Below are 14588 nucleotides of genomic sequence, written 5' to 3' on the forward strand. Positions count from 1 at the left end.
GACATGCCTCTTGCAACCTATCAGACGTCGGTCCCGGTCGTCGTCGACGACGCCAAATGCATTGCCGACAAGGGCTGCACGGTCTGCGTCGACGTCTGCCCGCTCGATGTGCTCCGGATCAGCGACATGACCGGCAAGGCCTTCATGGCCTATGACGAATGCTGGTACTGCATGCCCTGCGAGGCGGATTGCCCGACCGGCGCCGTCACCGTCAACATTCCCTATCTGTTGAGGTGATCATGTCGAGCCCGTTCGAATCCTACGACGATCTCGACGACGCCGACGAGCGGCTCGGTGCTGCCGATCCGGCGGAGCGGCGGGTCGCGATCATCGCGTTGGGACATTCCGGCGATCCCGCCGCGGTCGCGCATCTGGCGAAGATGGTCGCCGATCCCGACGCCGGCGTGCGCCAGCAGGTCGCCATGGCGCTCGGCGAGTTCGACGGGCCGGAGGCGGCGGAGGCGCTGGTGCAATTACTCGTTGATCCCGAGCGGATCGTCGCATCGGCAGCCGCCGACAGTCTCGCCGAGTTCAAGGATCCCGCTTCGGCCGACGCCATCCTGCCACTGGTGAAGCATGCCCACGCCTTCGTCCGGATGGGCGCGCTGCGCGCGCTGAAGGAGCTGCGGCGCAAGGACACGCTCAAGCCGGCGCTGGAGGCGCTGCAGGATCCGGATGCGGCGGTCCGCGTGCAGGCGATCGGCGTCATCGGCTTCCTCAAGCTCGAGGAGTCGATTCCGGCGCTGACGGCGCTGATCGGCGATCCCGATGCGCATGTCCGGCGCGCGGCGGTCAGCGCGCTCGCCTTCTCGCACATGAAGATCGCCGCGGAGACCATCACCCGCGCGCTCAAGGATTCCGACTGGATGGTGCGGGAGATGGCGGCCGAGACGCTCGGGCTCAACGTCAATGGTGCCGTCGCCGCAGATCCGTTGATCGCCTGCCTGGCGGATGAGTTCTGGCAGGTGCGCCTGAAGGCGATCCGCAGCCTCGGACGCATGAAGGTGCTGCATGCGGTGCGGCCGATCGGCCATTGCATCACCCACGAGCAGGCCAATCTGCGCAAGGAGGCGGCGGCTGCGCTGGGCGAGATCGCTGCGCCCGACGGCGAGCCGTACCTCGCGCTGGTCGCCGACGATCGCGATCCCGACGTGCGCAAGAATGCGAGATGGGCGCTGCACCAGATCGCGGCGAGCAAGGCGAGAACCGGCGCGTAATCGCGCGCCGGCCACGAGCATTCCCGACCGCATGGCGGACCGGGCGGTCAGCCAGATGACGAGCCTTGCGACGATCATGTCGCGGCCGATCGCGCGCGAGCCCCGCAGGGCCGCGCGCCGCACGTTCTCGTGCGCCCCACGTCCCGTTCTGGACGGCTCCCGGATTGTCTGACAGAAACGTCGGACGCATCCATCGGGCATCATGACCGCTGCAGCGCAAACGGAGAGAGGGGCCGGTCAGTCCGGCCCTGGTGACACGCCTCCATTGCCGACCGGCTGTCGCGCGGCCGCGAGGGGATGCGCCGTGCCGAGGTCTGATATGACCCGCGGACGAGCTGCAAAGGAAGTCGGAGAGCTGCCATGAACGCCAATGTCAAACTGCCTGCCGCCAAGGGCGTCTTCATCGAGAACAAGTGGCAGCCCGCGCAGTCGGGCCGCACCATTGCGATGCTGGCGCCGGCGACCGGACAGGTGATCGCCTCGATTGCCGCCGGTGACGCGGCCGACATCGATCTTGCCGTGGCGGCGGCGCGCCGCGCGCTGGAAGGCCCGTGGGGCCGGCTCGCCGCGGTGGACCGCGGGCGCCTGTTGTCGAAGCTCGGCCGCCTCGTCGAGGACAATGCCGAGGAGCTCGCGAAGCTCGAAGCGGCCGATACCGGCAAGCCGATGAAGCAGGCCAAGGCGGACGTCGTCGCCGTCGCGCGCTATTTCGAATATTACGGCGGCGCCGCCGACAAGGTGCATGGCGACACCATCCCGTTTCTCGACGGCTTCTTCGTCACCACGGTGTACGAGCCGCTCGGCGTCACCGGCCATATCATTCCGTGGAACTATCCGGGGCAGATGTTCGGCCGCACCGTCGCGCCGGCGCTGGCGATGGGCAACGCGACCGTGATCAAGCCGGCCGAGGAGGCCTGCCTGGTGCCGCTGCGTCTTGCCGAGCTCGCGGCGGAAGCCGGCTTCCCGGCCGGTGCGATCAACGTCGTGCCGGGTCTTGGCGAGGAGGCGGGTGCGGCGCTGTCGGCGCATGACGGCATCGATTTCATCTCCTTCACCGGCAGCCCGGAGGTCGGCACGCTCGTGCAGACGGCGGCCGCGAGGAACCACATCGGCTGCACGCTCGAACTCGGCGGCAAGTCGCCGCAGATCGTGTTCGCCGACGCCGATCTCGATGCCGCGCTGACCTCGGTGGCCGCGGCGATCGTGCAGAACGCCGGCCAGACCTGCTCGGCCGGCTCGCGCGTGCTGGTGGAGCGCTCGATCTGGGACCGCTTCCTGGCCGACCTCACGCTCCGCTTCGAGAAGATCACGGCCGGCACGCCGGAGATGGATCTCGATCTTGGTCCGGTCATCAGCGCGGTCCAGAAGACGCGGATCGAAAACATGCTGGCGCGTGCCGAAAGCGGCGGCGCCAGGCGCGTGGCGACCGGCAGGATCGCCGAGGGCGTGCCGAGCGAGGGCTTCTATGTGGCGCCGGCGCTGTATCAGCACGTCGCGCGCGACTCCGAGCTGGCGCGCGAGGAGGTGTTCGGTCCGGTGCTGGCGGCGATGCCGTTCGACGACGAGGCCGACGCCGTCAGGCTCGCCAACGCCACCGATTTCGGCCTGGTCGCCGGCGTCTGGTCGGGCGACGGCTCGCGAGCGATGCGCGTCGCGCGCAAGGTCAAGGTCGGCCAGATGTTCGTCAATGGCTACGGCGCCGGCGGCGGCATCGAGCTGCCGTTCGGCGGCATGAAGAAATCGGGACACGGCCGCGAGAAGGGGTTCGAGGCGCTGTACGAGCTTGCCGCGATGAAGACCCTGATCGTCAAGCACGGCTAGCGGAGTGGGAGTTCCGATCAGTTCCGCCGTGCGGACGTCACTGACAATGCCGCCCGGCGTTGTCGTTGTCAGTCCGCGCGGCGAGGCGCCAGAGCAGGATCCGGAAAAGTGGAAGCCGGTTGTCCCTCGCGACAAACGCCGAAGGCGTTTGCGCGGAGATCATGCTCAAACAGCGAGACGACATCAGGGTTTGCAGAAGGAGACGAGCGGATGAGCGACGAAAAAGAACTGTTCGAGAAGGGCCTGAAGGTGCGCCGCGAGGTGCTCGGCGCGGCCTATGTCGATGGCAGCCTCGCCAAGGCTGACGACTTCATGATGGCCTTCCAGCACATCACCACCGAAATGTGCTGGGGCTATGCCTGGACCCGGCCAGGACTGGATCGCCGCACCCGCAGCATCATCAATCTCGCGATGCTGACCGCGCTCAGCAAGCCGAGCGAGCTGAAGCTGCACGTCAAGGGCGCGCTCACCAACGGCGTCACGGTCGACGAGATCAAGGAGATCCTGCTGCACGCGACCGTCTATTGCGGCATTCCCGCGGGCCTCGAGGCGTTCAAGGCCGCGCACGAGGTGCTGGTCGCGGAAGGTGCCATCGCCAAGAAGGACGGCGCATGAGCGCGCCGCAAAAGGTCCTGTTCGTCGGCATCGGCAACATGGGCTGGCCGATGGCCGCGCGCCTGCTCGGCGCCGGCTTTGCGGTCGCCGTCAATGACGCCGTGCCCGGGCGGGCTGCTGAGTTCGTCGCCAAGGTTGGCGGTGTCGAGGCCGGCGACCTCGCGGCCGCGGCGGGGCAGGCGGATGTCATCATCACGATGCTGCCGACCAGCAAACATGTCGCGGACGCCGCCGGCGCACTGCGCGCCGGCCTGACGCGCGATCACATCGTCATCGACATGAGCTCCGGCGCGCCGTCGGCGACGCAGGCGATCGCCGCCGATCTGGCCCCGCTCGGCGTCACCATGCTCGATGCGCCCGTCAGCGGCGGCGTGCCGCGCGCCGTGACCGGCGAGCTCGCGATCATGGCCGGCGGCGAGCCGGGCGCGCTCGACCGCGTCGAGCCGCTGTTGCGCGCGATGGGCACCACGATCCACCGCATCGGCGGCCTCGGCTCGGGCCAGGCGATGAAGGCACTCAACAACCTCGTCTCGGCCGGCGGCTTCCTGATCGGTGTCGAGGCGCTGCTGATCGGCCAGCAATTCGGCATCGATCCCGGCCTGATGACCGACGTGCTCAACGCCTCGACCGGCATGAACAACTCGACGCAGAAGAAGTTCAAGCAGTTCGTGCTGTCGCGCCAATTCAACAGCGGCTTCGGGCTCGACCTGATGGTGAAGGACCTGTCGATCGCGCTCGAGGTCGCGCGTGCCGCCGGCGTCGCCGCGCCGTTCTCCAACCTCTGCCGCGAGCTCAGCGCCAGCGCGCAGGGGATGCTCGGACCCGGGCAGGATCACACCGCGCTGGCGAAGCTGAGCGAGGCGCTGGCCGGCGTGGAGCTGAAGGGGTGACTGGTACTACTGCGTCGCAACCACCGTCATTCCGGGGCAAGGCCGCGGGCCTTGAACCCGGAATCTCGAGATTGTTTTGCGTCCACACCTGACAATTTCCAGATTCCGGGTGACGGCGGAAACTGCAACTGCTGAGATCCGCGTGACGCAGTCGGATTAACCCTGGCGCCGCAAGAAGCCGGTGATCGTCACCTTCTCCCAAATCCCGGCAGCGGCAAACGGGTCGGCGCGGTTGAACGCTTCGACCTCGGCGCGGCCGGGAGCCTCGACCAGGAACAGGCTGCCGATCATCGTCGAACCATCGTCGGAGACGAGCGGGCCGGACATCACGATGGTGACGGGCAGGCGGGCGCTGTCACCGAGATAGGCCTTGTGCGCGTCGTAGTTGGCAAGCCGGACCGGCAGCGCGTCCCGCTTGTCGAGCGCGTGAATCGCAAACAGCATGAATTCTCTCCGCAAGTTGAAGCAGGACGGCTGCGTGCCGTCCTGCTTCCGGACTGATGGCTGATCCTATTTCGCGCTGAGCTTGCCTGCATCCTCGAAGCTCGGGCAGGTGCGCTGCTCCAGCGTCACGTCGAACGGCTGATAGTTCTCCTTGGTGATGACGGTCGGCTTCAGCACGATCTCGTTGATGACGGGCTGGCCGCGCAATGCGCGGACGGCCATCATGGTGCCGAGGCAGCCCTGGGCGAAGCCGTTGTAGTCGCCGCTGGCGAGCAGCTTGCCGGACTTGATGGCGTCGATCGCCTCCTTGGTGCCGTTGATGCCGATCACCTGCGCCTTGCGGCCGGCGCCGTCCAGCGCCTCGATCGCGCCGACCGCCATGGCGTCGTTGGCGGCGAGCACGCCATCGATCTGCGCATTGGACTGCATCAGGTTCTCCATCACCTGCAGGGCCTGCAGGCGCTGATAGTTGCCGGGCTGCGACGCCAGCAGCTTGGCGCCGGGGTTCTCCTTGAGCGCGTCGTTGAAGCCGCGGACGCGGTCGACATTGGTCAGCGAGCCCTTGACGCCTTCGATGATGACGATGTTGCCCTTGCCGCCGAGCGTCTTGAGCAGGAAACGTCCGGTCTCAAGGCCCAGGCTGTAGTCGTCGGCGCCGACGAAGGCGACGAACTTGCCGCCGGCGGAGCGGTCGGTGATGTTGACGACGGGGATCTTGGCGTCGTTGATCTTCTCGACCCCGGGCACCATCGCCTTGTAGTCGACCGGCGTGAACACGATCGCGCTCGGCTTCTTCACCACGACGTCCTCGATCTGGCTGAGCTGCTCGGGGATCGAGTCCGGCTTGGTCGGGATGTAGTGCAGGATCTTGGCGTTGAGGACCTTCGCCATGTTGTCGGCGCCGACGCGCACCGTCTGGAAGAACGGATTGGTCTGGTTCTTGGTGAAGACGGCGATGGTCTCGCCGTCGGCGCGGGCCTGCGTCGCGCCTGCGGCGATCAGCAGCGACAGAGCGAGGCAGCGCGTGATCCGTTGTTGCATGTCGTTTCCTTCCCTCGTTTTCTTGGTTGTATTACAGGTTCATTGCGCCGGGCGCCGGGTCTTCATGTCGAGCCAGACGGCGACGATCACGATAATTCCGGTGACGAGCGGCTGCCAGTTGGCGCTGGTCGCGAGCAGGTTCATGCCGTTCAGCACCAGCGTCAGGATCAGGGCGCCGATGAAGGTGCCGAACACCGTGCCGACGCCGCCGAACAGCGAGGTGCCGCCGATCAGCACCGCGGCAATGGCCGGCAAGGTCAGGCTTTCGCCGATGTCGGCTTCGGCGGAGTTGAGCCGCGACAGGAAGATGATCGAGGCGAGCCCGGCCATGGTGCCGGACACCGTGTAGACGAGCAGCAGCCGGCGCGCGACCGGAATGCCGGACAGCCGGGCCGCGACCGGATTGGCGCCGATGGCGTAGATCTCCTGGCCCCAGATCGTGCGTTGCGCGAAGAACGATCCGATCGCGAGAAACACCAGCAGCAGATAGACCGGGATCGGCAGCCCGAGCAGATAGCCGCTGCCGATCTGGCGGAAGCCCGCGGGAAAGCCGTGGATCGTCTCGCCCGCCATGTACCAGTAGGTGACGCCGTTCAGCACCCAGAGCATGCCGTAGGTGGCGATGAAGGAGGGGATGCGCAGCGCCGTGACCATGAAGCCATTGAGGAAGCCGACGCTGCCGCCGGCGAGCAGCCCGGTCAGGATCCCGAGTGCGGGCGAGCCGGTCTGATGGATCACGGTGCCGGCGAGACACGCCGACAAGGCAACGTTGGCGCCGACCGACAGATCGAGGCCGGCGGTCAGCACCACCAGGGTGAGGCCGGAGGCGATGAAGAAGGTCAGGCTCGCCTGCCTGAGCACGTTGAGGATGTTGCCGAGGCTGAGGAAGGAGTCGCTCAGCACGGTCAGCGCCGCGCAGATCAGCAGCGCGGCGAGCATCCGATAGAACACCTGCGCGGCGTTCTGCGACAGGAGCGAGCGCGGCGGCGGCAGCGTGTCCTTGGCGATGTCGGTCATGACCGGCTCCGCAGGCCGTCGAGGAACATCGCGATGATGACCAGCGCGCCGACGCTTGCGACCTGCACCGAGGACGGCAGCGACACCAGGTTGAGCCCGTTGCGCAGCACGCCGACGGCGACGACGCCGAGCACGGTGCCGAGCAGCCAGCCATTGCCGCGCTCGAACGAGGTGCCGCCGACCGCGACCGCCGCGATGGCGTCGAACTCCATCCCGAGCCCTGCGGTCGGATGTCCCGAATTCATCCGCGCGGTCATCAGCAGACCGGCGATGCCCGCCATCGTGCCGCCGATCGCGTAGACCGCGATCAGGAGTCGTGTCGGCGACAGGCCGGCATAGCGCAGCGCTTCGCGATTGCCGCCGAGCGCGAAGATGTAGGTGCCGAACCTGGTGTGATAGAGCAGGCCGTGAAACGCAGCGTAGGTCAAAAGCCCCATCACGATCGGCACGGGGATGCCGAGCAGCGTCGCCGAATAGATGTCGCGCACGCCGTGGGGAATGCCGACCACGCTCTGGCCGTCGCTCACGATCAGCGACAGGCCCTGCGCCATGCCGAGCGTGGCGAGCGTCGCCACGAACGGCGGAATCCCGACGATCGCGACCAGCCAGCCATTGACGGTGCCGAACGCCGCGCCGACCAGCACCGCGGCGCCGAAGCCCAGCAGCACGGACTTGGTCGCGAGCGAGACGATGGCGACGCAGAGCGATGTCAGCGTCAGCACCGCGCCCATCGAGAGGTCGAGCCCTTCGGTCATGATGATCAGGGTCATCGGCAGCGCGAGCATGGTCAGGATCGTCGACTGCACCAGCACGTTGGACAGGTTCGCGGCCGACAGGAAGCCCGGCGCGATCGCGCCGAACAGCGCGATCAACAGCACCAGCACGATCGCCACGCCCGGGATGCGCTGCAGCGTTCGGAGCGGCGAGACGATGGTGGCGTCACTCATCATGCATCCCCAGTCGCACGATATTCTCCTCGGTCAGCTCGCTGCGCGCCAGGTGCCCGGCGATGCGGCCTTCGCGCATGACATAGGCGCGGTCGCAGACGTGGCAGATCTCGATCTGCTCGGATGAGATCATCAGCGCGGCCGCGCCATCGGCGACCAGCCGGTCGATCAGCGCGAAGATCTCGGACTTGGCGCCGACGTCGATGCCGCGCGTCGGCTCGTCGAAGATGAACAGCCTGGCGCCTGCCGCCAGCCACTTGCCGATCACGACCTTCTGCTGGTTGCCGCCGGAGAGCAGGCCGACCGTCTGCCGCGCATTCGGTGTTACGATGCGCAATTGCCGGATCAGCCCGTCCGCCGTGCGCTGTGCGCCGCGGGGATCGTAGAGCCCGCTGGGAAACAGCTTCTTCAGCGCCGACACCACGAGGTTGTCGCCGACCGAGCGCAGCAGCGCCAGGCCCTCGCTCTTGCGGCTCTCGGGGATCAGCGCGATGCCGCGGCGGGCCGCGATGTCGGGCTCGCCCGCGATCGGCTTGCCGTCGAAGATGATCTCGCCCTCGCTGACCGGATCGGCGCCGAAGATCGCGCGCGCCACCTCGGTGCGGCCGGAGCCGACGAGGCCGCACAGGCCGACGATCTCGCCCCGCCGCACCTCGATGTTGATGTCGGCAATGCCGGTCGGCGCGCTCAGTCCCCTGACCTCGAGCACGAGCTCGCCGGGCGTTTCCGCGAAATGGCGCGGATAGCTCATGTCGATATTGCGCCCGACCATCATGCGCACGAGCTGGTCGGGGGTGACGTCGGCGGGCCTGATATCGTCGATGCGGCGGCCGTCGCGCAGCACGGTGATGCGGTCGCCGAGCGCGAACACCTCGGCCATGCGGTGCGAGATGTAGACGATGGCGACGCCGTCCGCCTTCAGCCGCCTGATCAGCGCGAACAGCAGCTCCGCCTCGCGGTCGGACAGCGCCGCGGTCGGTTCGTCCATCACAAGGATCCGCGCGTTCTGGCTGATCGCCTTGGCGATCTCGACCATCTGCTGCTGCGCGACGCCGAGCGTGTCGACGATGACAGAGGGATCGATGTCGAAACCGATGCTGTCGAGCACGCGCTTGGCGTCGGCCAGGATCTTGCGGCGATCGATGGTGCCGGGGAGCCGGCCTCTGGGTTCGCGGCCGAGATAGATGTTCTGCGCGATGTCGAGGAACGGCACCAGCGAGAATTCCTGGAAGATGACGGCGATGCCGAGCTTCTGCGCGTCGGCCGTCGATGATATCTCGACCTTCTCGCCCTTGTAGGTGATCTCGCCCGCATCGGCGCTGTAGGCGCCGCACAGCACCTTCATCAGGCTGGACTTGCCGGCGCCGTTCTCGCCGAGCAGCATGTGGACCTCGCCCGGGTAGATGGCGAACGAGACGTCGTCCAGCGCCTTGACGCCGGGAAACGACTTGCTGATGCCGCGCAGCTCCAGCAGCGGCGCGGGCGATGGAGCTGCGATGGCGGCTGCCGCGCTCATGGCTGCGCTCCGCCGGCAAAGATCTTGCCCGGATTCATCAGGCCCTCGGGATCGAGCGCGGCCTTGATGGCGCGCATCACCGCGACGGCTTCGCCGAGTTCGTCCCGGAGATAGTCGACCTTGCCGAGCCCGATGCCGTGCTCGCCGGTGCAGGTGCCGTCCATCGCGATCGCGCGCGCCACCATGCGCGCCTGCAGCGCCTTGGCGCCGGCGAGCTCGTTCTCATCGTTGGGATCGACCAGGATCAGCATGTGGAAATTGCCGTCGCCGACGTGGCCGACGATCGGCGCAAGGAAGCCGTTGGCGTCGGCGTCCCGGCGCGTCTCGGTCAGGCATTCGGCCAGCCGCGAGATCGGCACGCAGACATCGGTGATGACGGCGCGCGCGCCGGGCCGCAGGCCCAGTCCGGCATAGAGCGTGTTGTCGCGCGCGTGCCACAGCCGGCTACGGTCCTCGGCCGCCTTCGCCCAGGCGAAGCCGCGGCCGCCATGCTCGGTTGCGATCGCTTCCGCGGTCTGCGCCTGCTCGGCGACGGCGGCCTCGGAGCCGTGGAATTCCAGGAACAGGGTTGGCGTCTCCCGATAGCCGAGCTTGGAATAGGCGTTGATGCCGCGCATCATGACGTCGTCGACGAGCTCGATGCGGGCGGCGGGGACGGCCGACTGGATCAGCGCGATCGCGGTGTCGACCGCGTCATGCAGGGTGGGGAAGCTGCAGGTCGCGGCCGAGATCGCCTGCGGCACGGGATGCAGCTTCAGCGTGATCTCGGTGATCACCCCGAGCGTACCCTCCGCGCCAACGAACAGCCGGGTCAGGTCGTAGCCGGCGGCGGATTTGCGCGCACGCTTCGCGGTGCGGATCACCCTGCCGTCGGCCAGAACCACCTCCAATGCGAGGACGTTGTCCTTCATGGTGCCGTAGCGCACCGCCATGGTGCCGGAGGCGCGGGTCGAACTCATGCCGCCGATCGAGGCGTCGGCGCCGGGATCGATCGGAAAGAACAGGCCGGTCGTGCGCAGCTCCGCATTGAGCTGCTTGCGCGTGATGCCGGGCTGCACCACGACGTCCATGTCGGCGTCGTGCACGGCCAGCACCTTGTTCATGCGGGCGAAGTCGAAACAGACGCCGCCCGCGACAGCCGCAGCGTTGCCTTCGAGCGACGTGCCGGCGCCGAACGGCACGATCGGCATGCCGGCCTCGGCGCACAGCCTGACGATGTCGGCGACCTCCTGCGTCGTCTCGGGAAACACGACGATGTCGGGCGGCATCGCCGGATAGTACGACTCGCTCCGGCCGTGCTGATCCAGCACGCCGCGCGCAAGACTCGCGCGTGGCCCGATCAGGCTCGAAAGCCGCTCGGCCAATGCACCGGTGCCGACCCGCAACTCCATCGTTCCTCCCGTCCGCTTCCTCGACGATACCGGACTCTTGACGGTCCTTGTCGTCCGCTCAGCTCAAACCTGATTGGCGCGCGCCGCAAGCCGTTTCAGGCCGAAATCATAGTTGAGATGGAAATATCCCTGCGCCACCATGCGGCCATCTGGCGCACGCCCCGGCGGGCAGCGCGCGAAGTCGCGGATCAGGCTGTCCTTGACGCCGAACACGACGTCGGAATCGAGATACTGATCACCGGCGACGAACACATGCGTCACCAGCCGCTCGAAGCCCGGCGCCGAGATCATGAAATGCACATGTGCCGGCCGCCACGGATGCCGTCCCTGCGCTGCCAGCATGTCGCCGACCGGCCCGTCATTGGGGATCGGATAGGCGGCGGGCTTGATCGACCAGAAATGGAAGCGGCCGTCGCCGTCGGTGTGGAAGCGCGCGCGCATGGCGAGATCGCCGATCTGCTCGAGCCGTTGCACGTCGTAATAGCCGTCGTCGTCGGAGTGCCAGACGTCGACCACGGCGCCTGCGAGCGGCGCGCCGTCCGCGCTCGACACCGAGCCGGTCACCAGCAGCGGATCGCCTTTCATCGGGCCCGAGATGTCGTCGCCGTTGGCGCGTTCCGGCGCCGCCTGGACGAAGAAGGGGCCGAGCACCGTGGTCTCGGTGGCGCCTTCCGGCACCGGATGATTGATGGCGTCGACCAGCATCGAAACGCCGAGCGTGTCCGACAACAGGATGAACTCCTGGCGCTTGTCGTCGCACATCCGGCCGGTGCGGGTCAGAAAGTCGATCCCGTATTCCCATTCCTGCTGGGTCGGACGAACCTCGCGCACGAAGGCATGGAGATGGCGCACCAGCGCCGCGCTGACCTGTTTGATCCGCGCATCACGCGCGCCCGCCAGGCGTTCGAGCACGGCATCTGTGATCGTGGTCTCGTTGAAGTTGCGCAAGAGGCGGCTCCTTTCAGAGGGGCTCGCCGAGCCCGGACAGCCGTTCGACATGCCGGACGGTGGCGAGGAAGTCGGTTGCGGCATCGCCCTGTGCGATCAGCGCGGCATAGGTCTCGCGCACCTGCGCCGCGAGCTGCAGCGGCACGCCGACGGCGTGGCCGGCGCCGAGAATGAGATCGAGATCCTTGGCCATCTGCGCGCAGGAGAACGTCGCGGCAAAGTCGCGTGCCAGCAGCGGCGCGGTCTTGTACTTCACCATCGGCGAGGCGACCGCGCTGTCGTGCAGTACCTGCAGGATGTCCGGCCAGGCGATGCCGCCCTTGCGTGCCAATGCGAGGCTCTCGGCCATCATCGCCGCGGTCGTCGCGATCATCAGGTTGACGGCGAGCTTGGCGTAGCGCGCCTCTTCCGCCGCACCGAGATAGGTCTGCGCGCGTGTGAAGCATGCCAGCAGCGGCGTGATCCGCGCGAAGGCCGCTTTCGGTCCGGATACGAAGCAGGTCAGCTCGCCGGTGTGGGCGATGCTGGCATTGCCGGAGATCGGCGTGCGCAGATAAGCGACGTCGCGGGCGGCCGTGGCGGCATCGACCTCGCTCGACGCATCGACGCCCACGGTGCTGGTCTCGATCAGGATCGCGTCGGTCGCCATGGCTGCGATCAGTCCGTTGCTGCCGAGCATCGCCGCGCGCAGTGCGGCGTCGTCGGGCAGCGACGAGATGACCACGGCATGGTCGCGCACCGCCTCCGTCGCGGACGACGCGGCGGCCATGCCGAGCGCACGTGCCTCATCGAGCCGGGCGGCGTTGGGATCGAACGCGGTGACGTCATAGCCGGCCTTGGCAAGCCGCGCCGCGATCGGCAGGCCGATCTTGCCGATGCCGATGAAGGCGAGGCGCTTATCAGGAAATGACATCGATGCCGTCCGTTGCTTGCTTCACGTGCCGGGCCCGCGGCCGGGCAGGCCGTCGAAGGTGAACGCCTCCGTCACGCGCGGGGCGCTGCAGCGATGGGATAATCGACCTGGAAGCGGCCGATCCTGAGGTCGCCGAGCTCCTCGCGCACGCGCAGGTGCTCGGGATGCGAGGCATAGGCCCGCAGCGCGGCGCTGCTGGCAAATTCGGAGAACAGGACGACGTCGCAGGCATAGTCGACGTCGCTGACATCGAGACCGACCTCGATGTGGGTCAGGCCGTCGATGCGGCCCTTGAGGCCCTCGAACAGGGTTTTGACCTTGAGCCGGGCCGCCGCGCGCTCGGCGGCCGTCTCGGCGCGCAGCCGCCACATCACGATGTGCCTGATCGGCCCCGTCATTCCAGCGTCCTCACCTGGACTTTATTCTTGTCGGACGATTTTGCCTTGCAGGAAATGGAAATAAAGGACAAAAATTGTAACTCTGTTTTCCGCTCAGCGTAACAATGGACCGTCTGCTCCAGCTCGAGGTGTTTTCCCGGACGGCCGAGCTGGGCAGCCTGTCCAAGGCCGCCGAGTCCTTACGGATGTCCAACGCCGCGGCGAGCCGGCATCTCAGCGCGCTGGAGGAACGACTCGCGGTGCGCCTGATCGAGCGCAACACGCGCCGTCTCTGGCTGACCGAAGCCGGGCAGGAGCTGCTGCAGCGCTGCGGCACGCTGCTCAACGAGCTGGCCGAGGCCGAGGATGCCGTCAGCGATCGCGCGCTGTCGCCGCAGGGCATGCTGCGCGTCACCAGCTCGCTGTCGTTCGCGACGATCTATCTTGCGCCGATGCTGCCGGCGTTCCGCGCGATGTATCCGAAGCTGAACCTGCAGATCATCGCCGCGAACCGCTATCCGGATTTCATTGAGGCGGGCATCGACGTGGCGATCCGCACCCGCGAGCATGAGCCGGACTCGGGCATCGTCGTCCGCCGCATCGGGCAGATGCGGCGCGTGCTGGCGGCGTCGCCGTCCTATCTCGCCAGCCGTGGCTGTCCCGTCGTTCCCGGTGATCTGGTGCGCCACGACATGCTGATCTACAATCTTGCCAATGATCCGTATTCCCTGTCCCTGCGCAACGGCGCGACAGCCCAGAGCATTCGGATCGCGCCGACGCTCGACAGCAATGACGGTCAGGTGATCAAGGGGGCGGCGCTTGCCGGGCTCGGCATCCTGATCCAGCCGCTCTACATCGTGCAGAGCGACATTCTGGCCGGCAGGCTGGTGCCGGTCCTGCTCGACTGGGAGCTGCCGCTCTTGACGATGAACATCGCCTACCAGAACCGCGTCAGGCTTCCGGCCAAGATCAGGGTGTTCGCCGATTTCCTCGTCGACCATATCCGCGCCCATTCCGACCCGGGGATCTGGATCGAGCCGCCCAAGCCGGATTGAGCCGATGCCCGCGTGCGGGGGGAGGGCGGATCATGTTCTGAGAAAAATAATTACCTTGCTATTTTTCGGAAATCGTGGTCTCTTGCGTGCAACCCGCCTCGAGCAGAGGGACGTACGCGTCGTCACGAACGTGGAGGCGGGCTGCGATGGACGTGACGGCTGTGCCAGACGAGCGCAGGCGGCACGGACGGCGAAGTCGTGTGGTCCTGGCCTCTCGATGCTGAGGTCAAGTTCGCAAGCGTTGCTTGACGGCACGCGCGGGCGATGGGGGCAAGAAAGCCGATCCCCAGGGAGAGCACGAAGGACACCGTTAACACCGTCGCGCGGGGAAGGCCGGGTCTGTCCGGCTGTACCTGTGGTACCTGCCGCCTGCATTCTTTTGAGCAGGCGGGCCAC

At 67.2% G+C, this 14588-nt stretch carries 14 protein-coding genes and 1 pseudogene; 6 read left to right on the forward strand and 9 right to left on the reverse strand.

Translation table 11 applies throughout. The features are described from left to right. Nucleotides 1-3: 3 nt before the first annotated feature. From QW863_RS30440 to QW863_RS30460, 5 genes are all read left to right on the forward strand, one after another. A complete protein-coding gene (locus QW863_RS30440) occupies nt 4-237 on the forward strand; it encodes a ferredoxin family protein (protein ID WP_006609939.1) in 234 nt (77 codons plus the stop codon). Between the two features lie 2 nt (nt 238-239). Continuing rightward, entirely contained in the window at nt 240-1217 is a 978-nt protein-coding gene (locus QW863_RS30445) for a HEAT repeat domain-containing protein (RefSeq protein ID WP_315769589.1), read from the forward strand. A 360-nt stretch (nt 1218-1577) separates the two neighbouring features. After that, nucleotides 1578-3038 (forward strand): aldehyde dehydrogenase family protein, encoded by a 1461-nt coding sequence (locus QW863_RS30450; protein ID WP_315769591.1) that lies wholly within the window; start codon nt 1578-1580, stop codon nt 3036-3038. Between the two features lie 210 nt (nt 3039-3248). Continuing rightward, nucleotides 3249-3653: a carboxymuconolactone decarboxylase family protein gene (locus QW863_RS30455; protein ID WP_315713518.1), complete on the forward strand. Its 405-nt coding sequence runs from the start codon at nt 3249-3251 to the stop codon at nt 3651-3653. Next, on the forward strand, nt 3650-4543 hold the full coding sequence (locus tag QW863_RS30460; protein ID WP_315769593.1) for an NAD(P)-dependent oxidoreductase: 894 nt from the start codon (nt 3650-3652) through the stop codon (nt 4541-4543). Before QW863_RS30455 ends, QW863_RS30460 begins: the two co-directional genes overlap by 4 nt. Nucleotides 4544-4699: 156 nt before the next feature. Here QW863_RS30460 and QW863_RS30465 read toward each other — a convergent pair whose 3' ends face one another. From QW863_RS30465 to QW863_RS30505, 9 genes and pseudogenes are all read right to left on the reverse strand, one after another. Next, nucleotides 4700-4987, reverse strand: coding sequence for a YciI family protein (locus QW863_RS30465; RefSeq protein ID WP_315752359.1), 288 nt, complete (start codon nt 4985-4987; stop codon nt 4700-4702). Between the two features lie 66 nt (nt 4988-5053). Continuing rightward, nucleotides 5054-6028: a sugar ABC transporter substrate-binding protein gene (locus tag QW863_RS30470; protein WP_315769595.1), complete on the reverse strand. Its 975-nt coding sequence runs from the start codon at nt 6026-6028 to the stop codon at nt 5054-5056. A 39-nt stretch (nt 6029-6067) separates the two neighbouring features. After that, nucleotides 6068-7045: an ABC transporter permease gene (locus tag QW863_RS30475; protein ID WP_315769598.1), complete on the reverse strand. Its 978-nt coding sequence runs from the start codon at nt 7043-7045 to the stop codon at nt 6068-6070. Continuing rightward, nucleotides 7042-7992, reverse strand: a complete 951-nt coding sequence (locus QW863_RS30480; protein WP_315769601.1) for an ABC transporter permease — start codon at nt 7990-7992, stop codon at nt 7042-7044. Before QW863_RS30480 ends, QW863_RS30475 begins: the two co-directional genes overlap by 4 nt. Further along, nucleotides 7985-9508 carry a sugar ABC transporter ATP-binding protein gene (locus QW863_RS30485; protein WP_315769604.1) on the reverse strand — a complete coding sequence of 508 codons (1524 nt, stop codon included), beginning with the start codon at nt 9506-9508 and terminating at the stop codon, nt 7985-7987. Before QW863_RS30485 ends, QW863_RS30480 begins: the two co-directional genes overlap by 8 nt. Continuing rightward, nucleotides 9505-10899 carry an FAD-linked oxidase C-terminal domain-containing protein gene (locus QW863_RS30490; protein ID WP_315769606.1) on the reverse strand — a complete coding sequence of 465 codons (1395 nt, stop codon included), beginning with the start codon at nt 10897-10899 and terminating at the stop codon, nt 9505-9507. The genes QW863_RS30485 and QW863_RS30490 overlap by 4 nt, the downstream gene beginning before the upstream one ends. A 63-nt stretch (nt 10900-10962) precedes the next feature. After that, complete coding sequence (locus tag QW863_RS30495; RefSeq protein ID WP_315769609.1) at nt 10963-11847, reverse strand: intradiol ring-cleavage dioxygenase; 885 nt, start codon at nt 11845-11847, stop codon at nt 10963-10965. Between the two features lie 13 nt (nt 11848-11860). Continuing rightward, nucleotides 11861-12763, reverse strand: a pseudogene (locus tag QW863_RS30500) (NAD(P)-dependent oxidoreductase); the annotation flags it as partial. Between the two features lie 68 nt (nt 12764-12831). After that, on the reverse strand, nt 12832-13158 hold the full coding sequence (locus QW863_RS30505; RefSeq protein WP_315713510.1) for a Dabb family protein: 327 nt from the start codon (nt 13156-13158) through the stop codon (nt 12832-12834). Nucleotides 13159-13262: 104 nt separating this feature from the next. Here QW863_RS30505 and QW863_RS30510 point away from each other — a divergent pair, with 104 nt between their 5' ends. Continuing rightward, entirely contained in the window at nt 13263-14192 is a 930-nt protein-coding gene (locus QW863_RS30510; RefSeq protein WP_315713509.1) for a LysR family transcriptional regulator, read from the forward strand. Nucleotides 14193-14588 lie beyond the last annotated feature (396 nt).

Source organism: Bradyrhizobium sp. SZCCHNR1017, from assembly GCF_032381375.1.
Classification (GTDB): domain Bacteria; phylum Pseudomonadota; class Alphaproteobacteria; order Rhizobiales; family Xanthobacteraceae; genus Bradyrhizobium.

What these genes read in the sequence shown, in the direction of transcription:
- QW863_RS30465 (WP_315752359.1), bottom strand. Translation starts at nt 4,987, where the DNA reads ATGCTGTTTGCGATTCACGCGCTCGACAAGCGGGACGCGCTGCCGGTC.
- QW863_RS30480 (WP_315769601.1), bottom strand. Translation starts at nt 7,992, where the DNA reads ATGAGTGACGCCACCATCGTCTCGCCGCTCCGAACGCTGCAGCGCATC.
- QW863_RS30485 (WP_315769604.1), bottom strand. Translation starts at nt 9,508, where the DNA reads ATGAGCGCGGCAGCCGCCATCGCAGCTCCATCGCCCGCGCCGCTGCTG.
- QW863_RS30510 (WP_315713509.1), top strand. Translation starts at nt 13,263, where the DNA reads ATGGACCGTCTGCTCCAGCTCGAGGTGTTTTCCCGGACGGCCGAGCTG.
- QW863_RS30450 (WP_315769591.1), top strand. Translation starts at nt 1,578, where the DNA reads ATGAACGCCAATGTCAAACTGCCTGCCGCCAAGGGCGTCTTCATCGAG.
- QW863_RS30455 (WP_315713518.1), top strand. Translation starts at nt 3,249, where the DNA reads ATGAGCGACGAAAAAGAACTGTTCGAGAAGGGCCTGAAGGTGCGCCGC.
- QW863_RS30470 (WP_315769595.1), bottom strand. Translation starts at nt 6,028, where the DNA reads ATGCAACAACGGATCACGCGCTGCCTCGCTCTGTCGCTGCTGATCGCC.
- QW863_RS30445 (WP_315769589.1), top strand. Translation starts at nt 240, where the DNA reads ATGTCGAGCCCGTTCGAATCCTACGACGATCTCGACGACGCCGACGAG.
- QW863_RS30460 (WP_315769593.1), top strand. Translation starts at nt 3,650, where the DNA reads ATGAGCGCGCCGCAAAAGGTCCTGTTCGTCGGCATCGGCAACATGGGC.
- QW863_RS30440 (WP_006609939.1), top strand. Translation starts at nt 4, where the DNA reads ATGCCTCTTGCAACCTATCAGACGTCGGTCCCGGTCGTCGTCGACGAC.
- QW863_RS30475 (WP_315769598.1), bottom strand. Translation starts at nt 7,045, where the DNA reads ATGACCGACATCGCCAAGGACACGCTGCCGCCGCCGCGCTCGCTCCTG.
- QW863_RS30490 (WP_315769606.1), bottom strand. Translation starts at nt 10,899, where the DNA reads ATGGAGTTGCGGGTCGGCACCGGTGCATTGGCCGAGCGGCTTTCGAGC.
- QW863_RS30505 (WP_315713510.1), bottom strand. Translation starts at nt 13,158, where the DNA reads ATGACGGGGCCGATCAGGCACATCGTGATGTGGCGGCTGCGCGCCGAG.